Origin of the sequence: Paenimyroides viscosum (assembly GCF_003858535.1) — a bacterium.
Classification (GTDB): Bacteria; Bacteroidota; Bacteroidia; order Flavobacteriales; family Flavobacteriaceae; genus Flavobacterium; species Flavobacterium viscosum.
In genome coordinates, this window is record NZ_RQTJ01000008.1 from 1 (window position 1) to 18757 (window position 18757).

The 18757-nt window shown below is 34.2% G+C and carries 20 protein-coding genes, 2 tRNA genes and 1 other RNA gene; 10 read left to right on the plus strand and 13 right to left on the minus strand.

The features are described from left to right. Positions 1–491 precede the first annotated feature (491 nt). The 6 genes from EG242_RS05085 to EG242_RS05110 all read left to right on the plus strand — a co-directional run bounded on the left by EG242_RS05085 (position 492) and on the right by EG242_RS05110 (position 3331). Positions 492–851: a PaaI family thioesterase gene (locus EG242_RS05085; protein WP_397258017.1), complete on the plus strand. Its 360-nt coding sequence runs from the start codon at positions 492–494 to the stop codon at positions 849–851. 2 nt (positions 852–853) lie between these two features. After that, positions 854–1909 (plus strand): chorismate-binding protein, encoded by a 1056-nt coding sequence (locus tag EG242_RS05090; RefSeq protein WP_124898829.1) that lies wholly within the window; start codon positions 854–856, stop codon positions 1907–1909. Then, a complete protein-coding gene (gene bshB1 / locus EG242_RS05095; RefSeq protein ID WP_124898830.1) occupies positions 1906–2622 on the plus strand; it encodes a bacillithiol biosynthesis deacetylase BshB1 in 717 nt (238 codons plus the stop codon). Before EG242_RS05090 ends, bshB1 begins: the two co-directional genes overlap by 4 nt. A gap of 64 nt (positions 2623–2686) precedes the next feature. Further along, a tRNA-His gene (locus EG242_RS05100) sits at positions 2687–2762 on the plus strand. Positions 2763–2801: 39 nt separating this feature from the next. After that, positions 2802–2877 (plus strand) — tRNA-His (locus EG242_RS05105). Positions 2878–2923: 46 nt separating this feature from the next. After that, positions 2924–3331 (plus strand): hypothetical protein, encoded by a 408-nt coding sequence (locus tag EG242_RS05110; protein WP_235831872.1) that lies wholly within the window; start codon positions 2924–2926, stop codon positions 3329–3331. Positions 3332–3344: 13 nt separating this feature from the next. On the opposite strand, the gene EG242_RS05115 is transcribed toward EG242_RS05110, so the two are convergent. Genes EG242_RS05115 through murQ form a run of 5 tightly spaced genes read right to left on the minus strand, consistent with a single transcriptional unit; the run spans position 3345 to position 6017 of the window. Then, positions 3345–3740, minus strand: a complete 396-nt coding sequence (locus EG242_RS05115; protein ID WP_124898831.1) for a hypothetical protein — start codon at positions 3738–3740, stop codon at positions 3345–3347. Between the two features lie 39 nt (positions 3741–3779). Then, entirely contained in the window at positions 3780–4589 is an 810-nt protein-coding gene (locus EG242_RS05120) for a TerC family protein (protein WP_124898832.1), read from the minus strand. Positions 4590–4600: 11 nt separating this feature from the next. Next, positions 4601–4972: a DNA topoisomerase IV gene (locus EG242_RS05125; protein ID WP_124898833.1), complete on the minus strand. Its 372-nt coding sequence runs from the start codon at positions 4970–4972 to the stop codon at positions 4601–4603. Between the two features lie 2 nt (positions 4973–4974). After that, complete coding sequence (locus EG242_RS05130) at positions 4975–5205, minus strand: DUF6095 family protein (protein ID WP_124898834.1); 231 nt, start codon at positions 5203–5205, stop codon at positions 4975–4977. Next, entirely contained in the window at positions 5205–6017 is an 813-nt protein-coding gene (gene murQ, locus EG242_RS05135) for an N-acetylmuramic acid 6-phosphate etherase (protein WP_124898835.1), read from the minus strand. Before murQ ends, EG242_RS05130 begins: the two co-directional genes overlap by 1 nt. 87 nt (positions 6018–6104) lie before the next feature. On the opposite strand from murQ, the gene rnpB reads away from it, so the two are divergent. Next, an RNA gene (gene rnpB / locus EG242_RS05140) (RNase P RNA component class A) lies at positions 6105–6405 on the plus strand. On the opposite strand, the gene EG242_RS05145 is transcribed toward rnpB, so the two are convergent. From EG242_RS05145 to EG242_RS05160, 4 genes are all read right to left on the minus strand, one after another. Beyond that, positions 6403–7137 (minus strand): dienelactone hydrolase family protein, encoded by a 735-nt coding sequence (locus tag EG242_RS05145; protein WP_124898836.1) that lies wholly within the window; start codon positions 7135–7137, stop codon positions 6403–6405. The genes rnpB and EG242_RS05145 overlap by 3 nt on opposite strands. An 82-nt stretch (positions 7138–7219) precedes the next feature. Continuing rightward, on the minus strand, positions 7220–8587 hold the full coding sequence (locus EG242_RS05150) for a PQQ-dependent sugar dehydrogenase (protein ID WP_124898837.1): 1368 nt from the start codon (positions 8585–8587) through the stop codon (positions 7220–7222). A gap of 155 nt (positions 8588–8742) precedes the next feature. Next, positions 8743–9348 (minus strand): 16S rRNA (guanine(966)-N(2))-methyltransferase RsmD, encoded by a 606-nt coding sequence (rsmD, locus tag EG242_RS05155; protein ID WP_124898838.1) that lies wholly within the window; start codon positions 9346–9348, stop codon positions 8743–8745. After that, complete coding sequence (locus EG242_RS05160) at positions 9345–10160, minus strand: DUF3822 family protein (protein ID WP_124898839.1); 816 nt, start codon at positions 10158–10160, stop codon at positions 9345–9347. The genes rsmD and EG242_RS05160 overlap by 4 nt, the downstream gene beginning before the upstream one ends. Before the next feature lie 56 nt (positions 10161–10216). On the opposite strand from EG242_RS05160, the gene EG242_RS05165 reads away from it, so the two are divergent. Both EG242_RS05165 and kdsB read left to right on the plus strand, forming a co-directional pair. After that, the gene (locus EG242_RS05165; RefSeq protein WP_124898840.1) at positions 10217–11641 is read left to right on the plus strand and encodes an ATP-dependent DNA helicase; all 1425 of its coding nucleotides are present in this window, start codon (positions 10217–10219) and stop codon (positions 11639–11641) included. Between the two features lie 210 nt (positions 11642–11851). Beyond that, on the plus strand, positions 11852–12589 hold the full coding sequence (gene kdsB, locus EG242_RS05170) for a 3-deoxy-manno-octulosonate cytidylyltransferase (protein WP_124898841.1): 738 nt from the start codon (positions 11852–11854) through the stop codon (positions 12587–12589). A 60-nt stretch (positions 12590–12649) separates the two neighbouring features. On the opposite strand, the gene EG242_RS05175 is transcribed toward kdsB, so the two are convergent. The 4 genes from EG242_RS05175 to EG242_RS05190 form a co-directional block, all read right to left on the minus strand. Beyond that, positions 12650–13360 (minus strand): YebC/PmpR family DNA-binding transcriptional regulator, encoded by a 711-nt coding sequence (locus EG242_RS05175; RefSeq protein WP_124898842.1) that lies wholly within the window; start codon positions 13358–13360, stop codon positions 12650–12652. Positions 13361–13496: 136 nt separating this feature from the next. Continuing rightward, on the minus strand, positions 13497–14579 hold the full coding sequence (gcvT, locus tag EG242_RS05180; protein WP_124898843.1) for a glycine cleavage system aminomethyltransferase GcvT: 1083 nt from the start codon (positions 14577–14579) through the stop codon (positions 13497–13499). 71 nt (positions 14580–14650) lie between these two features. Then, positions 14651–17053, minus strand: coding sequence for a heavy metal translocating P-type ATPase (locus tag EG242_RS05185; RefSeq protein WP_124898844.1), 2403 nt, complete (start codon positions 17051–17053; stop codon positions 14651–14653). A 122-nt stretch (positions 17054–17175) separates the two neighbouring features. Continuing rightward, on the minus strand, positions 17176–17748 hold the full coding sequence (locus tag EG242_RS05190; RefSeq protein ID WP_124898845.1) for an AraC family transcriptional regulator: 573 nt from the start codon (positions 17746–17748) through the stop codon (positions 17176–17178). 181 nt (positions 17749–17929) lie between these two features. Between EG242_RS05190 and EG242_RS05195 the strand changes: the two genes are divergently transcribed. Continuing rightward, complete coding sequence (locus EG242_RS05195) at positions 17930–18619, plus strand: DsbA family oxidoreductase (RefSeq protein ID WP_124898846.1); 690 nt, start codon at positions 17930–17932, stop codon at positions 18617–18619. The last annotated feature ends 138 nt before the right edge of the window (positions 18620–18757 follow it).

Below are 18757 nucleotides of genomic sequence, written 5' to 3' on the forward strand. Positions count from 1 at the left end.
CAAAAAGAAATGAACCTTTTGTAAAATTAATTACTTGATTACTTGTTTTTATCTTAGAATGCTTAGTAACCACAGGCTCAGTGATCGTGTGAATGTTTGGCTAAAGCCTATTCTACATTGTTTGGTAACATCGGGCTAAAGCCCGACGCAATTTACTTTTTGACCACAGATTGCATAGATTTTAAAAGGATTGAGATTAAACGTGAGCAAACCAACATCCAACATTCAACATCTAGCATCAAACCGCAATAGGGATAGAGCGCTTGTTGGAGCTCTTTTGTTGGTCCCTGAGCCTGACGAAGGGCAACAAAAAGCGACTCGCGAAAGCCCGACCTGCAGCGTTAGCGGAGGGGATTGCCCATATAAAGTTGTTGAGTTTGAATTTGACTTGGTTAAATAACAATAAAGGTTGTAAATTAGGGCTTGATTATTTGATTATGGATAAAGCAAAAATTTTAGAGAGATGTAATAACTTAACGAGAAACACGTTAATGGAAACTTTAAACATTGAGTATGTTGATTTAGGCAATGACTTTTTGATTGCCAAAATGCCTGTTAATGAACGTGTGCATCAGCCAATGGGTTTGCTGCATGGCGGAGCATCGGTTGCTTTGGCGGAAAGTGTTGGTAGTGCAGCGTCGATGATTTTTGTAGATATTGATAAGTATGAAGTTCGTGGTATTGAAATTTCGGCTAATCATATTAAAAGTAAACGTGAAGGTTTTGTTTGTGCTAAGGCTAGTTTAATTCATAAAGGAAGTAAACTGCATTTGTGGGAAATTAGAATTACAGATGAAAACAACCAGCTTATATCGCTTTGTAAATTAACAAATATGATTTTACCTAAATAATTATGAATGATTTACTAGTAAAGGCTTTGTCTAAGAATTATCCGTTTGTAATTTATCGAAAGCCGAATGATACAACTCGGTTTGGTTGGTTTCAAAATGAAAATCATTTAAACAAAGTTACCGAGTTAACGAAGAGTTGTTTTGTTTTCGCTCCGTTTTCAAACGATGAGAAAGTTGTTTTTTATCCTGATGAATGTCAGTTGGTTCAAGAGGATCAAGATTTTAATGTTGATTTTTCTGAAAAAGAGGAATCACTTGAAAACGCAAACGTTGATAAATCATTCCATATTCTATTAGTTTCAAAAGGGATTAAAGCGATTGAAAATGGATCAGTAGAAAAAGTAGTTCTTTCAAGAAAAGAAGAAGTTTTAATCAATGAAAATTCTTACGAAATTTACTTTAAACGTTTCCTTAAAAAATATCCTACGGCTTTTGTTTATTGGTTTTATCATCCCGAAATTGGTATGTGGATGGGTGCAACGCCTGAACAATTAGTAAAGATTGAACATAATAAAGTACAATCTGTTGCTTTGGCTGGAACAATGGTTGATTCGGGTTTTAATTTAAACGATGTTGTTTGGGGCGACAAAGAACGTAACGAACAGCAAATTGTTACTCAGTTTATCGTTGATGGCTTAAAACCCTTTTCAGAGCAGGTTAAAGTTTCAAAACCATATACAACAAAAGCAGGAAGTTTGTTACATATTAAAACTGATATTCAGGCAGAATTATCAAACAATGAGAATGCTTTTAAAGTTGTAGAAGCCTTGCATCCTACGCCAGCATTATGTGGATTTCCAAAAAGGGAAGCTCAGCATTTTATTATTGCGAACGAAGGGTATAACAGAGAATATTACGGGGGATATTTGGGCGAATGGAAATTTAATAACCTAGATTATTCCGAGAACACCAATCTGTTTGTAAATTTGCGCTGCATGAAGATTGAAAAATCTAAAGCTTATTTGTTTTTGGGTGGCGGTGTGAATAAAGACAGCAATCCGGAAAATGAGTATTATGAAACGGTAAACAAAAGCAAAACAGTAAAAAATATTTTATGAAGTTAGATATATTGGCTTTTGGGGCACACCCAGATGATGTTGAGTTAGGATGTGGTGCAACAATTGCAAAAGAAATTTCGTTAGGAAAAAAAGTAGGTATTGTAGATTTAACTCGGGGTGAGTTAGGCACTCGTGGATCAGCAGAAATTAGAGATAATGAAGCTGCAAAAGCTGCGAAAATTTTAGGCGTATCTGTTAGAGAAAATCTTAATTTTCGTGATGGTTTCTTTGTGAATGATGAAACGCATCAATTAGAAATTATTAAAATGATAAGAAAATATCAACCTGAAATTGTGTTATGTAACGCAATTGATGACCGACATATAGATCATGGAAAGGGAAGTAAATTAGTTTCGGATGCTTGTTTTTTATCAGGTTTAAGAAGAATTGAAACTACTTTAGAAGGAGTGCATCAAACTGAGTGGCGACCAAAATTAGTGTATCATTACATTCAATGGAAAAATATTGAACCAGATTTTGTAGTTGATGTATCAGATTTTATGCAAATTAAAATTGATGCCGTTATGGCTTACGATTCTCAGTTTTACAATCCAAATTCAAACGAACCTATTTCGCCAATTGCTACTAAAAATTTTACCGAAAGTATAGAATATCGTGCAAAAGATTTAGGTAGATTGATTTTTGCCGAGTATGCCGAAGGTTTCACTGTAGAAAGGTATTTGGCTGTCAATAGCTTAGCAGATTTAAAATAAAAAACTAAAAAAATGTTTGCGAAGCATTGAAATATCTGTATATTTGCACTCGTTAAACAAACACGGTGATTGTAGCTCAGTTGGTTAGAGCGTCGGATTGTGGTTCCGAAGGTCGCGGGTTCGAGACCCGTCTTTCACCCAAAAGCTCAGAGTTGGCTTTTTAAATAAAACTCCTATACGGTGATTGTAGCTCAGTTGGTTAGAGCGTCGGATTGTGGTTCCGAAGGTCGCGGGTTCGAGACCCGTCTTTCACCCAAAAAAGCGGTTCGTTTTGAATCGCTTTTTGTATTTTTACAATATAATGAATGAGATTATGGGCAATATGGTAGAAGAGATTTTAAATGTAGAAATCTGTAAAGAACTTAGAAACGAGATTTTACTTGCTAGAAATGAAGAACAGCAGGTAATTGTTCATTGTTCTATTTACGCAATGGATTTTGGTGATGCCGCACGTATTTGGAAAAGTACTTATTTAATTAATAAGCAATCAGGTAAAAAATACAAATTACTTTTTGCGGAAGGTATTAGTTTTGCTCCGCAATGGACGTTGATCCCTTTTAAAAAACCTTTAGAATTTACTTTAATTTTTAAAGGATTGCCTAAAAGCTGCACTTCTTTTGATTTGGTTGAAATTATACCCGAAGAAGGTGGGTTTGAGGTTTTAAATGTACCAAGAAACGCATCGGATGTTTACTATGTAACAATATAAAAAAAACCGAAAGTTAACTTTCGGTTTTATCAATATTATTGCCTTGCTGTTCGTCTTCAATAAACAGCTGCACTTTGCTAACAATACTTCGGAGAATTTCTTCTCTCTTGTTTGCAGTTCCTATTTCTTGGATTGATAATTTATTGGGTAAAGTAGTACTATCTGTAGTAAGTTGTTTAGCCATAATGTTAACTCTTATACCAATAGTTGCATCTTCAGGAACATTTTTAAAAACCTCTGTTAAATGTGTTCGCCAATCAAATGATTTTAAATCTTGAAAACGGTCTGCGTTAACAGTCATAAAAACAGTTTTAACTTTGTCAACAATTTCAATGTCAGTCTGTACTTCTTGTGCACTAACAACTGGTGCTGCTGCTAATAAAAATGCTATTATTACAAATTTTTTCATAACTATTAATTTTTTATTAAAAATACAAAAAAATCGGTATTAAACCGATTTTTTTCTCATTTTCATATTTATAAATTCAACTGCTAATGAAAAAGCAATTGCAAAATAAAGATATCCTTTGGGAACTGCACCAATTTCTTGATCTGCTAAAACAGCTTCAGACAAGTGCATTGATTCTGTTGTTAACATAAAACCAATCAAGATTAAGAACGATAAAGCTAAAATTTGAATCGAAGGATTTTTGTTTACAAATCGTCCAACTGGTACTGCGAAAATCATCATTACCACAACCGAAACAACCACTGCGGCAATCATAACAAATAATTCAGGTCGTTGCCCCCATAGTTCAACATTTGCTGGATATAATCCATTCGTCATACCAACTGCAGTTAAAATACTATCGACAGAGAAAATCAAGTCAATCATTAAAATTTGAGTAATTACCGAAGCATAAGATACCGAACGTTTTTGTGTAGCTTCTTTAGAATCGGTAATGTGTTCTATGTGGTTTACTTTTTCATGAATTTCTTTAGTTGATTTGTAAATTAAAAAGATACCACCAGATAACAAAATTAATGCTTGCCCGTTAATGTGTGCGGTAAACCAGCCCCAATCAATAGTGAATAAAGGTTCTTTCATTTGCGTTAACCAAGTAATGGCAAATAAAAGGGCAATACGCATAAACATTGCTAAAAACAAACCAATTTGAGTTGCTTTTTTACGCTGTTCTTCGGGTAATTTACCTGTTACAATTGATATAAAAATTACGTTATCAATTCCTAAAATAATTTCAAGAAAAGTTAATGTTAAAAAAGCAATAAGTACATCGGTTGTCAATAATATTTCCATAGCTAAAAAATTTATTTAATTTTCTTTATTTCTCCTTTTTGCTTGTTTGCATCGCCAACAATATTGTATTCAAATATATAGCTATCTGCATTTGTAGTTAGTATTTTCATTTGCACCGCTTTTTTCTCTGCCATGTTTTTTGGATGTAATTTTTGTAGAATGTATTCACAATCGTTCACCCAACGTATACTGGCAGTATCTGTTTTGCCATTGTAGGTTTCAATTTCGTATTTATCTGTTCTAATAAAGGTAGATGTATGTTTTTCGCCATTAATCTCTTGCTCAAAAACGAACGTTCCTATTTTAAAATCGGTGCAATTTCGTTCTTGGTTATAACAGCTAAAAAGCACGAATGCTGTTGGTAATAAAAGTAACTTCTTCATAATTAATCGTTAAATAATCCGTTTACTATGGTTCTTAAACCCTTAAAAAATAAATACATTGAAAATAAGCATATCAAACATCCTAAAATTAAAACCGGATAATATAAAAAATGTGTTTCGTTTTTAAAAGAGGAATAAATAATAATAGGACCTACAAACATTAACGGAATGGCAATAAATATTTTTTGCAAACCTTTGTATATTCTAACTTTATCTGTTTTTGGTGTTTCCATTATTTTGTGTAATTATTAATGGCATTGCGTACATTGCCGTAGATATTTATTAGTTCTGTTGCTTTTTCTGTTGATACATTTAGTTCGTTTACCACCATTTGTACCGCTCTGTTTACTAATTTATGGTTCGATAGTTTCATATCTACCATTTTATTTCCTTTTACGTGCCCCAATTGAATCATTGTTGCAGTAGAAATCATATTTAAAACCAGTTTTTGAGCCGTACCAGCTTTCATGCGCGAGCTTCCGGTTACAAATTCTGATCCTACAACTACTACAATTGGAAAATCGGCTGCCAAAGCCAACGGACTTTCATCATTACAGGTAATTCCACCTGTAGGAATATTGTTTTTTCTACAGAAATCTAATCCGCCTAAAACGTAGGGCGTTGTTCCCGATGCTGCAATTCCGATTACAAAATCGTTTGAATTAATCTGATATTCATTTAAATCAATTTCGGCTTGATTGCTATTGTCTTCGGCATTTTCAACTGCTTTTCTAATCGCTGTATCGCCACCGGCAATTAATCCGATTACTTTATCATACGAAACTCCAAACGTTGGCGGACATTCCGAAGCATCAACAATACCTAATCTGCCCGATGTTCCCGCACCAATATAAAATAATCTACCGCCGTTTTTTAATTGCGATACAATTTTGGTCACAGCAGCTTCGATTTGTGGCATTGCTTTTTCAACGGCAAAAGGTACCGTTTGATCTTCTTTATTGATATTTGTAAGCAAATCTGAAACACTCATTTTTTCTAAATGATGGTATTTTGATTCAGATTCTGTGATTTTATCAAAAGACATAGTTTGCATTTTACACAAATTTACAGAAAATTTGATAAGCTTGTGTATTTATAAGGATAAAACAAAATTTCGCTGTACTTTTGCAAACAAGTAGACCGCCTTATCGCTGGCTTTAGTCAGAGGAAAGTCTGGGCACCATAGAGCAGAATAGCGGGTAACGCCCGTCCGCCGTGAGGTGAGGACAAGTGCAACAGAAAGTATGTACAGTTCGGCTGTAGTGAAACCAGGTAAACTCTATTCGGTGAAATGCCATGTAAACCAACGTTAAGTGCTGCTCGCGCAAGTTGGAGGGTAGGCAGATAGAACTTTTGAGTAATTGAAAGTATAGATAAATGATAAGGAAAAGATTCGTCTTTTACAGAACCCGGCTTATAGGTCTACTTTTTTATTTTAATACTTCTTTTAGAAACAATTTCACATGTTTCCATGCACGTTCGGTCATTAACGCATTATAATCTTTTGATTGCGGATTTGTAAAGGTATGTTTGCTGTTACCATAATTGAAAAATTGCCAGTCGGCACTGCTCTTGCGCATTTCGTCCATAAATAAATCAATGTCTTGGTTTGAAACCGAAGCATCTTCTGCCGGATGGATCACTAAAACTTTAGGTAAAATGGTGTTATATCTTCTATCGACTTTTTTTAACCCACCGTGAATAGAAACTACACCCGTAAAAGGCATATTCGCACGGGCTGCTTCAAGTGTTCCAGTGCCACCAAAGCAATATCCAATAACGGCTATTTTGTCTTTATTAGCCCCCAATTTTATAAGTTCATTTAATGCCAATTGAATTTTTTGTATGAATTTATCTGGATTTTCTTTATAAAAGCTCGATATTTTCTTTGCCGATTCCATATCTGTCGGAGTATCAACACTGCCGTATATATCAGCAATAAGTACATTGTATCCTTGGTTAGCTAAATCTTTAGCTGCAGTACGCGATTCGTCATCGATTCCCATCCAGGCAGGAAGAATTAAAACAGCAGGTGCATTTTGCTTTATAATAATTGTTTCAGCTTGATGCTTTACGGAGTTATCAAAATAAGATATTTTTTTAATTTCTTGAGCCATTGTAGTTAAGGTTGCTAGAAAAGTAATAATGAGCAAAGATTTTTTCATAATAAGATTTTTTCAAACCTAAAGATACAAAACAAAAAGTTGTGATTAAAGTGTTGGATAAATGGTCGCTATTTGAAGATGTTTATTTCACAATAATTTTTTGAGTATATTTTTTGGTTTGATTAGATTTAATAGTTACAAAATATATTCCGCTTTTTAAGTTAGATATATCAATAGAATTGTCAGAATTTAGTTTTTTATTCAAGATAATTCTTCCTTCTAAAGTAATAAATTCGGCAGTTAGGTTTTCTTGATTTATTCCTTCAACAAAAATTTCATCAGACGCTGGGTTAGGATAAATCTTTATTTTGTTTTGATTATCCATTTCTTCAACACTAGCATCTGGAGCTATAATCTTATAAATTGTTCCGTTTTGGGCCGATGCAACGTACAATTCATTTTGAAAATCAACTCCAAAAGATGTAAAAGAAACATTAGAAAAAGTAGAGCTCCAAGTAATAGCATCGTTAGCATCCATTGTTCCAATTTGGTCGGCACAAAAATCTGCAAAAAAGTAAAGTCCTGTTAAAAAGGGATACGTTGCACCGCGGTAAACATAACCACCAGTAATAGAACAATAAATACCAGCCAGACTATAAGTGGCAACAGGAAAAGTCATAGTGGTTGCAGCCGCACAGCCCGTAGTATTGTAAGGGTCATTACCTTCATAACATCGCCAACCGTAATTAACACCTGCTTGAGTTGCAGGAACTTTGTTTATTTCTTCGGATGTATTTTGCCCTACATCTGCAATTAGTATATTTCCTGTTATTGTATCAAACGAAAAACGCCAAGGATTACGCAATCCGTAAGCCCAAATTTCATCTAAACCTGTAGTTGATCCTACAAAAGGATTATCATTTGGAATGGTATAACCTGTAGTTGCATTTACATTAATACGTAACATTTTTCCTAAATACGAACTTAAATTTTGAGCATTGTTCTGTGGGTCACCACCGCTGCCACCATCACCGGTTCCGATCCATAAATAACCATCGGGACCAAATTTTAAACATCCTCCGTTGTGATTTGTAAATGATTTAGATATATTCATTAAAACTTCTTCGGAATTTACATCAGCAACATCGGGGTTTGTAGTGCTCACTGTATATTTTGCAATAGTGATATTACCTGTACCTACCGCATTGTAATATACATAAAATCGACCATTGGTGGCATATTGCGGGTGAAAAGCCAGACCTAAAAGTCCTTGTTCACCACTGTTTAAAACTTTTGAACTGATATTCAGGAAATTAGTAGTATTTACAGTGCCATTTGGTTGAGCAATACGTATAATTCCGTTTTGTTGAACAATAAACACCCGAGCATCACCTGCATTTGCAATATCAACAGGGCTACTAAAACCAGTGGCAAAGCTTTGTATGTTGAAATTTTGTGCAAATAAAAAGGGCGATATTGTAAAACAGATTAAAAGTATAATCTTTTTCATAGCTATAAATTTTAAAATTTACATAAATTTAGCAAAAATTAACTATAAAGCATTTTTATTTAACAAATGTGTAGTTGTTTTAGTATGTAAAAGGTTTGGTTATGAAATAAGGATAAAATAGTTCAGCGATTTTTTGACACAAAAAAAGAGGAAATCTATTCCTCTTCGTTATTGTAATCCTCTTCGTCAAAATCGTCGTCATCATCTTCATCGTTTTCTACTTGTTCGTATTCAAAAAATGAAAAGATTGATCCACCGTATTTTCTGCTGTTGCTAAAATGTTCCAAGTGTTCCATTTTTGTCTGGCTAGAATGTTCAATAATCAGCAAACCGTCTTCTTGCAATAATTCGTTTTCAAAAATCAATTCATAAATCTTATCAAACTGTTCTTGAGAAAAATGGTAAGGTGGATCGGCAAAAATAATATCGTATTTAACTTTACTGCGTTCTAAAAACTTGTAAACATCGCTTTTTATCGCAGTAATATCCATTTCAAATTCTTGTGCCGTTTTCTTAATAAAATTCACACAGCCAAAATCGGTATCAACAGAAGTAATAGGTTCGGCACCGCGCGATGCAAACTCATAACTAATATTGCCTGTTCCTGCAAAAAGATCCAAAATCTTTAATTCGTGAAACGAAAACTGGTGGTTTAATATATTAAAAAGCGCCTCTTTACTTAAATCGGTAGTAGGGCGAACGGGCAGATTTTTTGGAGCCGTTATACGTCGACCTTTAAATTTTCCGGAAACTATTCTCATGCGTTCAGTAAAATGTAATGTTGTTGTACTTGTTCGGTGGTTACAGAAAGTGTTTGCGCAATGGTTTGTAAATTGGCAATTTCTACGTTTCTAATAAATTTGTAGACAATTTGGTATAAATCACTTTCGGGCGAAATATTGCCGTACAGTTTCACAATTTGCGTTTGCGTGTTTAGCTGTAACTGTTCAAATACAAATAAAATATAGTAGATAAAATCTTCTTGGGTTTGATACTCGTAACTGTTAAAAAGCAGCAGTTTTTTGTTTTGAAGCAATACTATTTCAAAATGATTTTCAGCTACGTGCACAAAAAATTCAACCGAATTATTGTTAGCAGATTTATTTATGAAATGCTGAACCAAACTGGTGTTTATGTGCTGAAAATTAAAACTGCCAAATACATCTAAAAAGTAGTTGTTAAAGGCAACATACGGCACATAAATGTTTTCCATTTGTTGTTGCGTTAGCGAATCAAAATCAAAATAATCGGTAGGAAAAACCTTTGTGTTGTACTGCAAATAGCTTCCTAACGAAGTTTTATCGAACAAAGCTGTTGGTACAAACGTATTTAAATTATTGTCGTGTAAAACCAAAACATCCTGAAAACCGGCTTGCAGTGCTTCTTCTTTATCAAAAAAAACATCTAACTGCTGTTCAATGGTTTTGTACGGATCTAAAGCAAACGATTTAAACTGAATAACCTGATTGTTTACCTGATTTTTAACGCAGTAACTAAAATTTTGTAACGATACCTGTATGTATAATTTTTGAAACGATTCGTTCAACATAATCATCAAATGTATAAGGTTCAAAAGTACAATTTTTTTGTTGATTAATAGTATCTTTGTGAAAACCCGCTTTTATAAAAATGACCATTACCGAATTTTACCTGCAGTTAAAAACCAGCTTTCCATTTGATGTTACCTTAAAACAAGATGCCTTTTTAAAAAAAATATCGCAGTTTGTTTTAAACGATAATCAAGACGAAATTTTTGTTTTAAAAGGTTATGCCGGTACCGGTAAAACCACGTTATTGTCGGTTTTGGTGAATCAGTTGCCGCATGTAAATAAAAAGTACGTAATGCTGGCACCAACGGGTAGGGCGGCAAAAGTAATATCAAATTACGCCAAACAGCCAGCGTTTACCATTCACAAAAAAATCTACTATCCTAAAAAGGATAAAAATTCGGGCATGGCGTTTACCATGCAGGCTAACAAGCATAAAAACACGGTTTTTATTGTTGATGAATCGTCCATGATTTCCGATAATGTAACCGATGCCACCATGTACACGCACGGTTCGTTGTTAGATGATTTACTGTATTACGTATATTCTGGGCAAAACTGTAAACTGATTATTGTGGGTGATACCGCGCAGTTGCCACCTGTAGGAATGGACGAAAGTCCGGCATTGAATGAAAGTAAACTGGCGTTGAATTATCACATGAAAGTTGATTTTATTGAATTGACCGAAGTAATGCGTCAGGAAGAAGATTCTGGGATTTTATATAATGCAACCGAATTACGTGAGCAGCTTCAGCAGGAATTTTACGATTTTTTTGAATTTGACATCAAGCCGTTTAAAGATATTATTCGATTACAAGACGGATACGAAACGCTTGATGCAATTACCGATGCATTTTCAAAAAAAGGATCCGAAGAAACAATTTTTATTGTTCGATCTAATAAAAGAGCGAATCAGTACAATCAGCAAATTAGAACTCGGATTTTAGATAACGAAAGTGAAATTAGTGCGGGCGATTACATAATGGTTGTAAAAAATAATTATTTTTGGTTGAAAGATTCAAAAGTAACCGATTTTATTGCGAATGGTGATGTAATGGAAGTTATGCAGATTTACAAACATCACGAATTGTACGGTTTCAGGTTTGCATCGGTAAAAGTCCGCATGATTGATTATCCAAATATGCCTGCGTTTGATACTATTGTTTTGTTGGATACGTTGCATTCCGAATCGGCAAGTTTAACGTATGAACAATCTAACAAACTGTATCAGGAAGTTTTGTTGGATTATCAAGATGAAATAACGGCGTTTCGCAGAATGCAAAAGGTTAAGAATAACGAATATTTTAATGCCTTACAGATTAAGTTTGCGTATGCGGTAACCTGTCATAAATCGCAAGGTGGACAATGGGATACCGTTTTTATAGAACAACCTTATTTGCCAGACGGTATCAGTAAAGATTATATGCGTTGGTTGTACACGGCATTAACGCGCGCAAAAGAAAAAGTTTATTTAATAGGATTTAACGACGATTTTTTCAGTGAATAGTTTTCGTAGTTTTAATACAATAGCAATCATAGATTTATAGTTTTATCATATTCTCGTCAGTTCGAGCTTGTCGAGAACTTATAATTTAGAACTTCTCGATACGCTTCACTTTGTTGCGCTACTCGAAGTGACGATATATAAAACAAAACTATATAATCTTAAAATTGTAAACATCGTTAAGTATAATTCTAGGTAGTTAAAAAAGATAAAATGAATAATTTAAAAATAATAGCAGTAATTCCGGCAAGGTATGCATCTACACGTTTTCCTGCAAAATTGGTTCAAGATTTAGGCGGAAAACCCGTTGTGGTTCAAACATATTTGGCAACAGTTGCAACACAGTTGTTTGATGAAGTTTTAGTAGCAACCGATCATCAGATTATTTTCGATTTACTAAAAGTGCATAACGTAAATGTGGTCATGAGCAGTGATTCTCACGAAAGTGGAAGCGATCGTATTGCAGAAGTGATCGAAAATATTAATTGTGATATTGTAGTAAATGTTCAGGGCGATGAACCTTTTGTGAATAAAGAAAATCTAGAAAGCTTAATTGGTATTTTTAAGAAGGATATCGAACAAAAAATCGATTTAGCTTCACTTATGTTTGAAACTACTGATTTGGAAACAATCAATAATCCGAACAACGTAAAAGTGGTTGTAGATCAAAACTTAAAAGCATTGTATTTTTCTCGTGCAGCAATTCCTTTCCCGCGCGATGGCAAAAGTTTTGTTCCTTATTATCAGCACATTGGTGTTTATACTTACCGAAAAAATGCCCTTTTAGATTTTACACAATGGGAAATGAAAGGTTTGGAAGCGACCGAAAAATTAGAACAATTACGTTATTTAGAATACGGCAGAACCATACAAATGGTGCTTACCAACCACACCGGCGTAGGTATTGATACCAAAGAAGATTTAGATAAAGCACGATTGCTTTGGAAGTAAACAGAGCCAGCTTGGTTAACTAAAAATCCTCCGATTTAATCGGAGGATTTTTAGTTATATTTAAGCCATTGTGGTGTACACGTTTTGTACGTCATCGTCTTCTTCAATTTTTTCCAACAATTTCTCTACATCGGCAATTTGTTCTTCTGTAAGTTCTTTTGTTACTTGGGGAATACGGTCAAAACCAGATGATAAAATATCCATATTACGTTCTTCTAATTCTTTTTGAATAGATCCAAAACTACTAAACGGAGCGTAAATTAAAATTCCGTCTTCGTCTTCAAAAATTTCATCAACACCGGCATCAATCAGTTCTAATTCAAATTCTTCTAGGTCTAAACCTTCAACTTTTGCAATTCTAAAGTTACAAGTATGATCAAACATAAAATCAACAGAACCTTGTGTACCCATTGTTCCGTTACATTTATTAAAATAAGAACGAATGTTTGCAACCGTTCTGTTGTTGTTATCTGTTGCAGTTTCAATTAATACGGCAATTCCGTGAGGTGCGTATCCTTCAAATAAAACCTCTTTATAATTGGCAGTATCTTTATCTGATGCTTTTTTAATTGCACGTTCAACGTTTTCTTTAGGCATGTTAGCAGCTTTTGCATTTTGCATAACAGCACGTAAACGGGCATTTGTTTCAGGGCTAGGACCACCTTCTTTAACAGCCATAACGATATCTTTACCAATACGCGTAAACGTTTTTGCCATTGCAGACCAACGTTTCATTTTTCTAGCTTTTCTAAATTCAAATGCTCTTCCCATTTCTATTTATTTTTTTTATTTGTTGCAAAATTAACTAAATTGAGTTTTTAATAAAAAAAAAACACTTTTTTTTTGAATTTTAAATGAATGAAAAAACGAAGCCATTCAGCTTCGTTTTTAGAATCGAAAAAACCGATTATTTTTTATAAAAAGGAGTTTTAACAACTTGTGCTTTTACATCGTTTTTACGGATGCGGATAAAAATTTCGGTTCCTTCTTTTGCAAATTCTTTGTTTACATAACCTAAACCAATTCCTTTGTTTAAAGATGGAGATTGTGTTCCTGATGTTACATGACCAATTACGTTTCCGCCTGCATCAACAATTTCGTAATCGTGACGTGGAATTCCACGTTCAATCAATTCAAAACCTATTAATTTGGTTGCAACACCGTTTTCTTTGTCGGCTTTAATGTTTTCGCTGTTTACAAAATCTTTTGTGAATTTGGTAACCCAACCTAAACCTGCTGCAATTGGTGAAGTGGTATCGTTAATTTCGTTACCGTATAAACAGTATCCCATTTCTAAACGCAAGGTATCGCGCGCAGCTAAACCAATTGGTTTAATTCCGAATGATTCACCAGCTTTCAAAACTTCGTTCCAAATATGAACAATGTCTTCGTTTTTAGCATAAATTTCAATTCCGCCCGATCCTGTATAACCTGTTGCAGATACAATCACGTTTTCTTTGCCTGCAAAAGTTCCTACTTCAAACGTATAAAACTTTAAGTTTGCTAAATCAACATTTGTTATAGCTTGCATAGCTTCGTTAGCTTTTGGACCTTGAATTGCCAATAGTGAATATTGATCTGATAAGTTTTCAAACGCAGCATTCATTGAGTTGTTCGAAGCGATCCATTCAAAATCTTTATCGATGTTAGATGCATTTACAACCATTAAATACTCATTATCGCTAACTTTATAAGTAATAATATCATCGACAATTCCACCTTTATCATTAGGTAAATAGCTGTATTGTGCTTTTCCAGGAACCAAAACAGAAGCGTCGTTACTTGTTACTCTTTGAACCAAATCTAAAGCTTTATCTCCCGAAATTTTAAATAATCCCATGTGCGATACATCAAAAACACCCACGCTGTTTCTTACCGTTTCATGTTCAATATTAACGCCTTCGTATTGAACAGGCATATTGTATCCTGCAAAAGGAACCATTTTTGCTCCTAAAGCAACGTGAACGTCATTTAAAGGTACTTGTTTCATATTATTGATTGATATTATTTTTTACAAAGCGAAAATACATCAATTTTAAACGATTAACAATTTTATTGATTTTATAATTTTACATTTCGTAAACGCACCGCATTTCCAATAACCGAAACCGAACTTAAACACATTGCCAAAGCAGCAATCATAGGCGAAAGCAGCATTCCGGTTGCATAATACAGCACTCCAGCAGCAACCGCAATACCAATGATATTGTAAATAAAGGCAAAAAACAGGTTTTGCTGAATATTTTTCATAACACGTTCGCTTAAATTGTATGCTTTTTTTAGGTTGGCAAACGAACTATTTAGCAGTGTGATTTTTGCAAAATCCTGCGCCAAATCTGATCCGTTGCCCATTGCAATACCAACATGGGCTTTTGCCAATGCGGGTGCATCGTTAATTCCGTCGCCAATCATGGTAATAATTTTTCCTTCTTTTTGGATCGATTCAATCATTGCTAATTTATCTTCTGGGAGCTGTTGTGCAAAGACTTCGTCAATTCCCACTTGTTTTGCAATGGCATTTGCCGTTAGCTGATGATCGCCGGTTAACATGATGATTTTTATGTTTTTTGAATGAAGGTACGCTATAGTTTCTTTTACTTCGGGTTTTACTGCATCGTGTATAACTGCCAAACCAACCAATTCCTTATTTATAGCGATGTAAGAAACCGTTTTCCCTTGATTTTGAATTTCGGTTACTTTTGATTTAATTTCTGTTACTATTTCTAACTGATTTTGATTTAGTAATGCTTCATTACCTAAAAATACTTTTTTTCCATCGACCATTCCTTGCATACCTTTTCCTTGAATATTCGCCACCATTTTCAATGGTTTAAAGTCGATATTTCGTTCTTTTGCTTTATCGGTAAACGCTTTAGCAATCGGGTGTTCGCTACTTGCATTTAAATCGGCAGTAATTTTGATCAATTCTTCTTCTAAAAAATCTTTTAATGGAATGATCTGTTCTAACGATGGTTTTCCTTCGGTCAACGTTCCGGTTTTATCGGTAATAATTACATTGGTTTTTTGTAGCAATTCCAACGCTTCAGCTTTTTTTATCAGGATTCCGTATTCAGCTCCTTTGCCAATTCCAACCGAAATAGAAACCGGAGTTGCCAATCCCAATGCACACGGACAAGCGATGATTAATACCGAAATGGCGTTTTGCAAACCGAATAAAAGTGATGCTTCGGTTGAAACAAATCCCCAGTAAAAAAAGGTGCAAACCGCAATTAAAACAACGATAGGTACAAAATAACCCGAAATTTTATCGGCTAAACGTTGAATTGGTGCGCGCGAAAGACTCGCTTTATTTACCATTTCAATAATCTGCGCAATGGTTGTTGTTTGGCCAATTCGGGTTGCTTTCATGGTAAACGATTGATCGGTATTGATACTTCCTGCCAAAACCTCATCGTTTTCTTTTTTATTTACCGGTAAAGGTTCGCCCGTTAATAATGCTTCGTTTACCGATGTTTTTCCGGATAGAATGATACCGTCAACAGGAATTTTCTCACCGGGTTTAACCAACAATTCATCATTGATCTGAACTTTATCAATATCAATTTCTGTCGCATTTCCGTTGATTAAGATGGTGGCTTTCTGAGGAACAAGATTCAATAGATGTTCTAACGATGATTTTGTTTTCTGATGGGCTCGAGCTTCTAACCATTGTCCTAAAATCATTAGCGTAAAAATCACGGCAACGCTTTCAAAATAAATAGGTAAATGATCGTTTGCGTGAAATGTATGCGGATTTAAAAGTACGTAAACCGAGAAAACATAAGCTGCAACCGCACCTAAACCAATTAAACTGAACATGTTTAAATGCCATGTTTTAAAAGAAACATACGCGCGTTTTAAATATTTTCTGCCTAAAAATAAAACTGCGGTTGTTCCAATAAACTGCAACCAAAGTGCAACGTTAAAAGGAATTATTTTGTAGATAAAGCTATCATGACTCATACCAAACATAGCAATAAAAAACACGGGAATAGTTATGAATGCTGATTGTATCAACAGTTTTTTCAGATGATTCAGTTCATCGTTATTATTGGTTGATCCGCCAATTTGTACCAAATCCATTCCGCAAACAGGGCAACCTACATTACTGTCGTAAACCTTATCGCCTTCGCACAACATGGGGCAATAATATTTACCAGCTAGATGCTCTAACTGTTTTGGTGGTTCGTTATGATTGTTGTGATTGTGTACGGCATGATGTGCAACTTCAGAAAACGTTTCCGTTCCGTCTGCATTAACTATAATTTCCTGAATAGTGTACGGACCTTTGTTAGAAAGTGCATGCTGTAAATTTTCTAAAGTAACTGGTTTGTTCGATTCTACAACTGCTTCGGCAGGATTCAGACGGACTTCAACTTTGTCAGCAACAGTTTGTAATGCTTCGGTAACTTTGGCTTGGCAGCCGCTGCACGTCATTTCGTTTATTTTATATCGAGTTTTCATACGCTAATTATTTATGTAAAGATACTTACATTTGGCGCGTGAGGTTTTACATCTTTTCTAAAAAGGTTTGTATAATTTTGTAAACTGCTAAATAAAAAGATAAAACCTCTGTAAAAGAGGTTTTATTTAGTTTCGGTATTTTGTAAAACTTCTTCTTTAGAAATCTTTACTTCTTTAAAGTGGGTAGGAGCCAAGCCGGTAACTTTTTTAAACTGATTGCTTAAATGTCCAACCGAACTGTAATTCATTTTGTAGGCAATTTCGCTCAAGGTTAATTCATCATAGACTAGCAATTCTTTTACCTTTTCTATTTTTTGAAGAATGTAGTATTGTTCAATCGTCTGCGATTCTTGTGTTGAGAAAAGTGAACTTAACGTATGATATTCCGTTTGTAGCTTACTTGCCAAATATTCAGAAAGCGTAATGGTTAAATCGTTCATATCTTTAGAAACCAATTCAATGATTTGATTTTTAATACGTTCAACCGTCTGACTTTTCTTATCATCTAAAATTTCAAATCCAAGTGCTACTAATTTTGCTTCAATCTTAATACGGTCTTCCTGCAAAATAGGATCGTGAAATTCTACCAGTCCAAGCTCCACATCGTTCACATCATATCCCAAATCTTCAAGTGTTTTTTCAACAGCCATAATACATCGTGGGCAAACCATGTTTTTAATGCGTAGAGTTTTCATAGATTTTTACTTTTATTGTGATTTTTTCAAATATATCATAAACACCTCGGTTTTTCAAATTATTTAGGGTTTATTTCGTTCAACAGTCAAAATTACGCTTTTATTTTTCAGCAGAAATATTTGGCATAAATTTCATCTAAAATTAATATGGAAGCTGTAAATTTGAGTAAAACTAATTAAAATGAAAGTACAGATTTGGTCGGATATTATGTGTCCGTTTTGTTATATAGGAAAGAAAAATTTTGAAGCAGCTTTAGAAAAACTTCCTTTTAAAGATGAGGTAGAAGTTGAATGGAAAAGTTATCAGTTAGATCCGGAATTGAAGGAAATATCGGGTTCTAAAACAATTAACGAATACCTTGACGAACGCAAAAGAATGCCCGCTGCACAGATTGAACAAATGCAAATGCGTATAAAAGATATGGGCATACAGACGGGAATTGATTTTAATATGGAAAATGCCATTGTTGCAAGTACCTTTCCAGCACACAAACTGATCCATTTTGCTGAAAAAAGCAATAAAGCAAATGAAGCAGAAGAATTGTTGTTTAAAAGCTATTTTACTGACGGAAAAAATATTGCCAATCACGAAGTTTTGGTAAATATTGCCGAAGAATTAGGATTGGATACCGATCAGGCGCACTTTGTTTTAAATTCCGATTCGTTTGATTACGAAGTAAAGCAGGATATTTTAGAAGCACGAAATATTGGAGTTACCGGTGTTCCATTTTTTCTATTGAACAATAAATACACACTTTCGGGTGCACAACCTGTAGATTTGTTTGTGGATGCTTTAACGCAAACGTACAATGAAACCAACGCAAATAATTCAGCAGAAGGAAATTCGTGTACAATTGATGGTTGTGAGTAATTTTTAAGTTTAAAGTTTAAACCTGCAAGATTTCAATAATCTTGTAGGTTTTTTTATAAATAGACAGCCTTTTTAAATCTTTCAATTATTAAATCTTTTAATTTGATTTCAAAAAAACTACTTTTGCAAAGCTTTAAA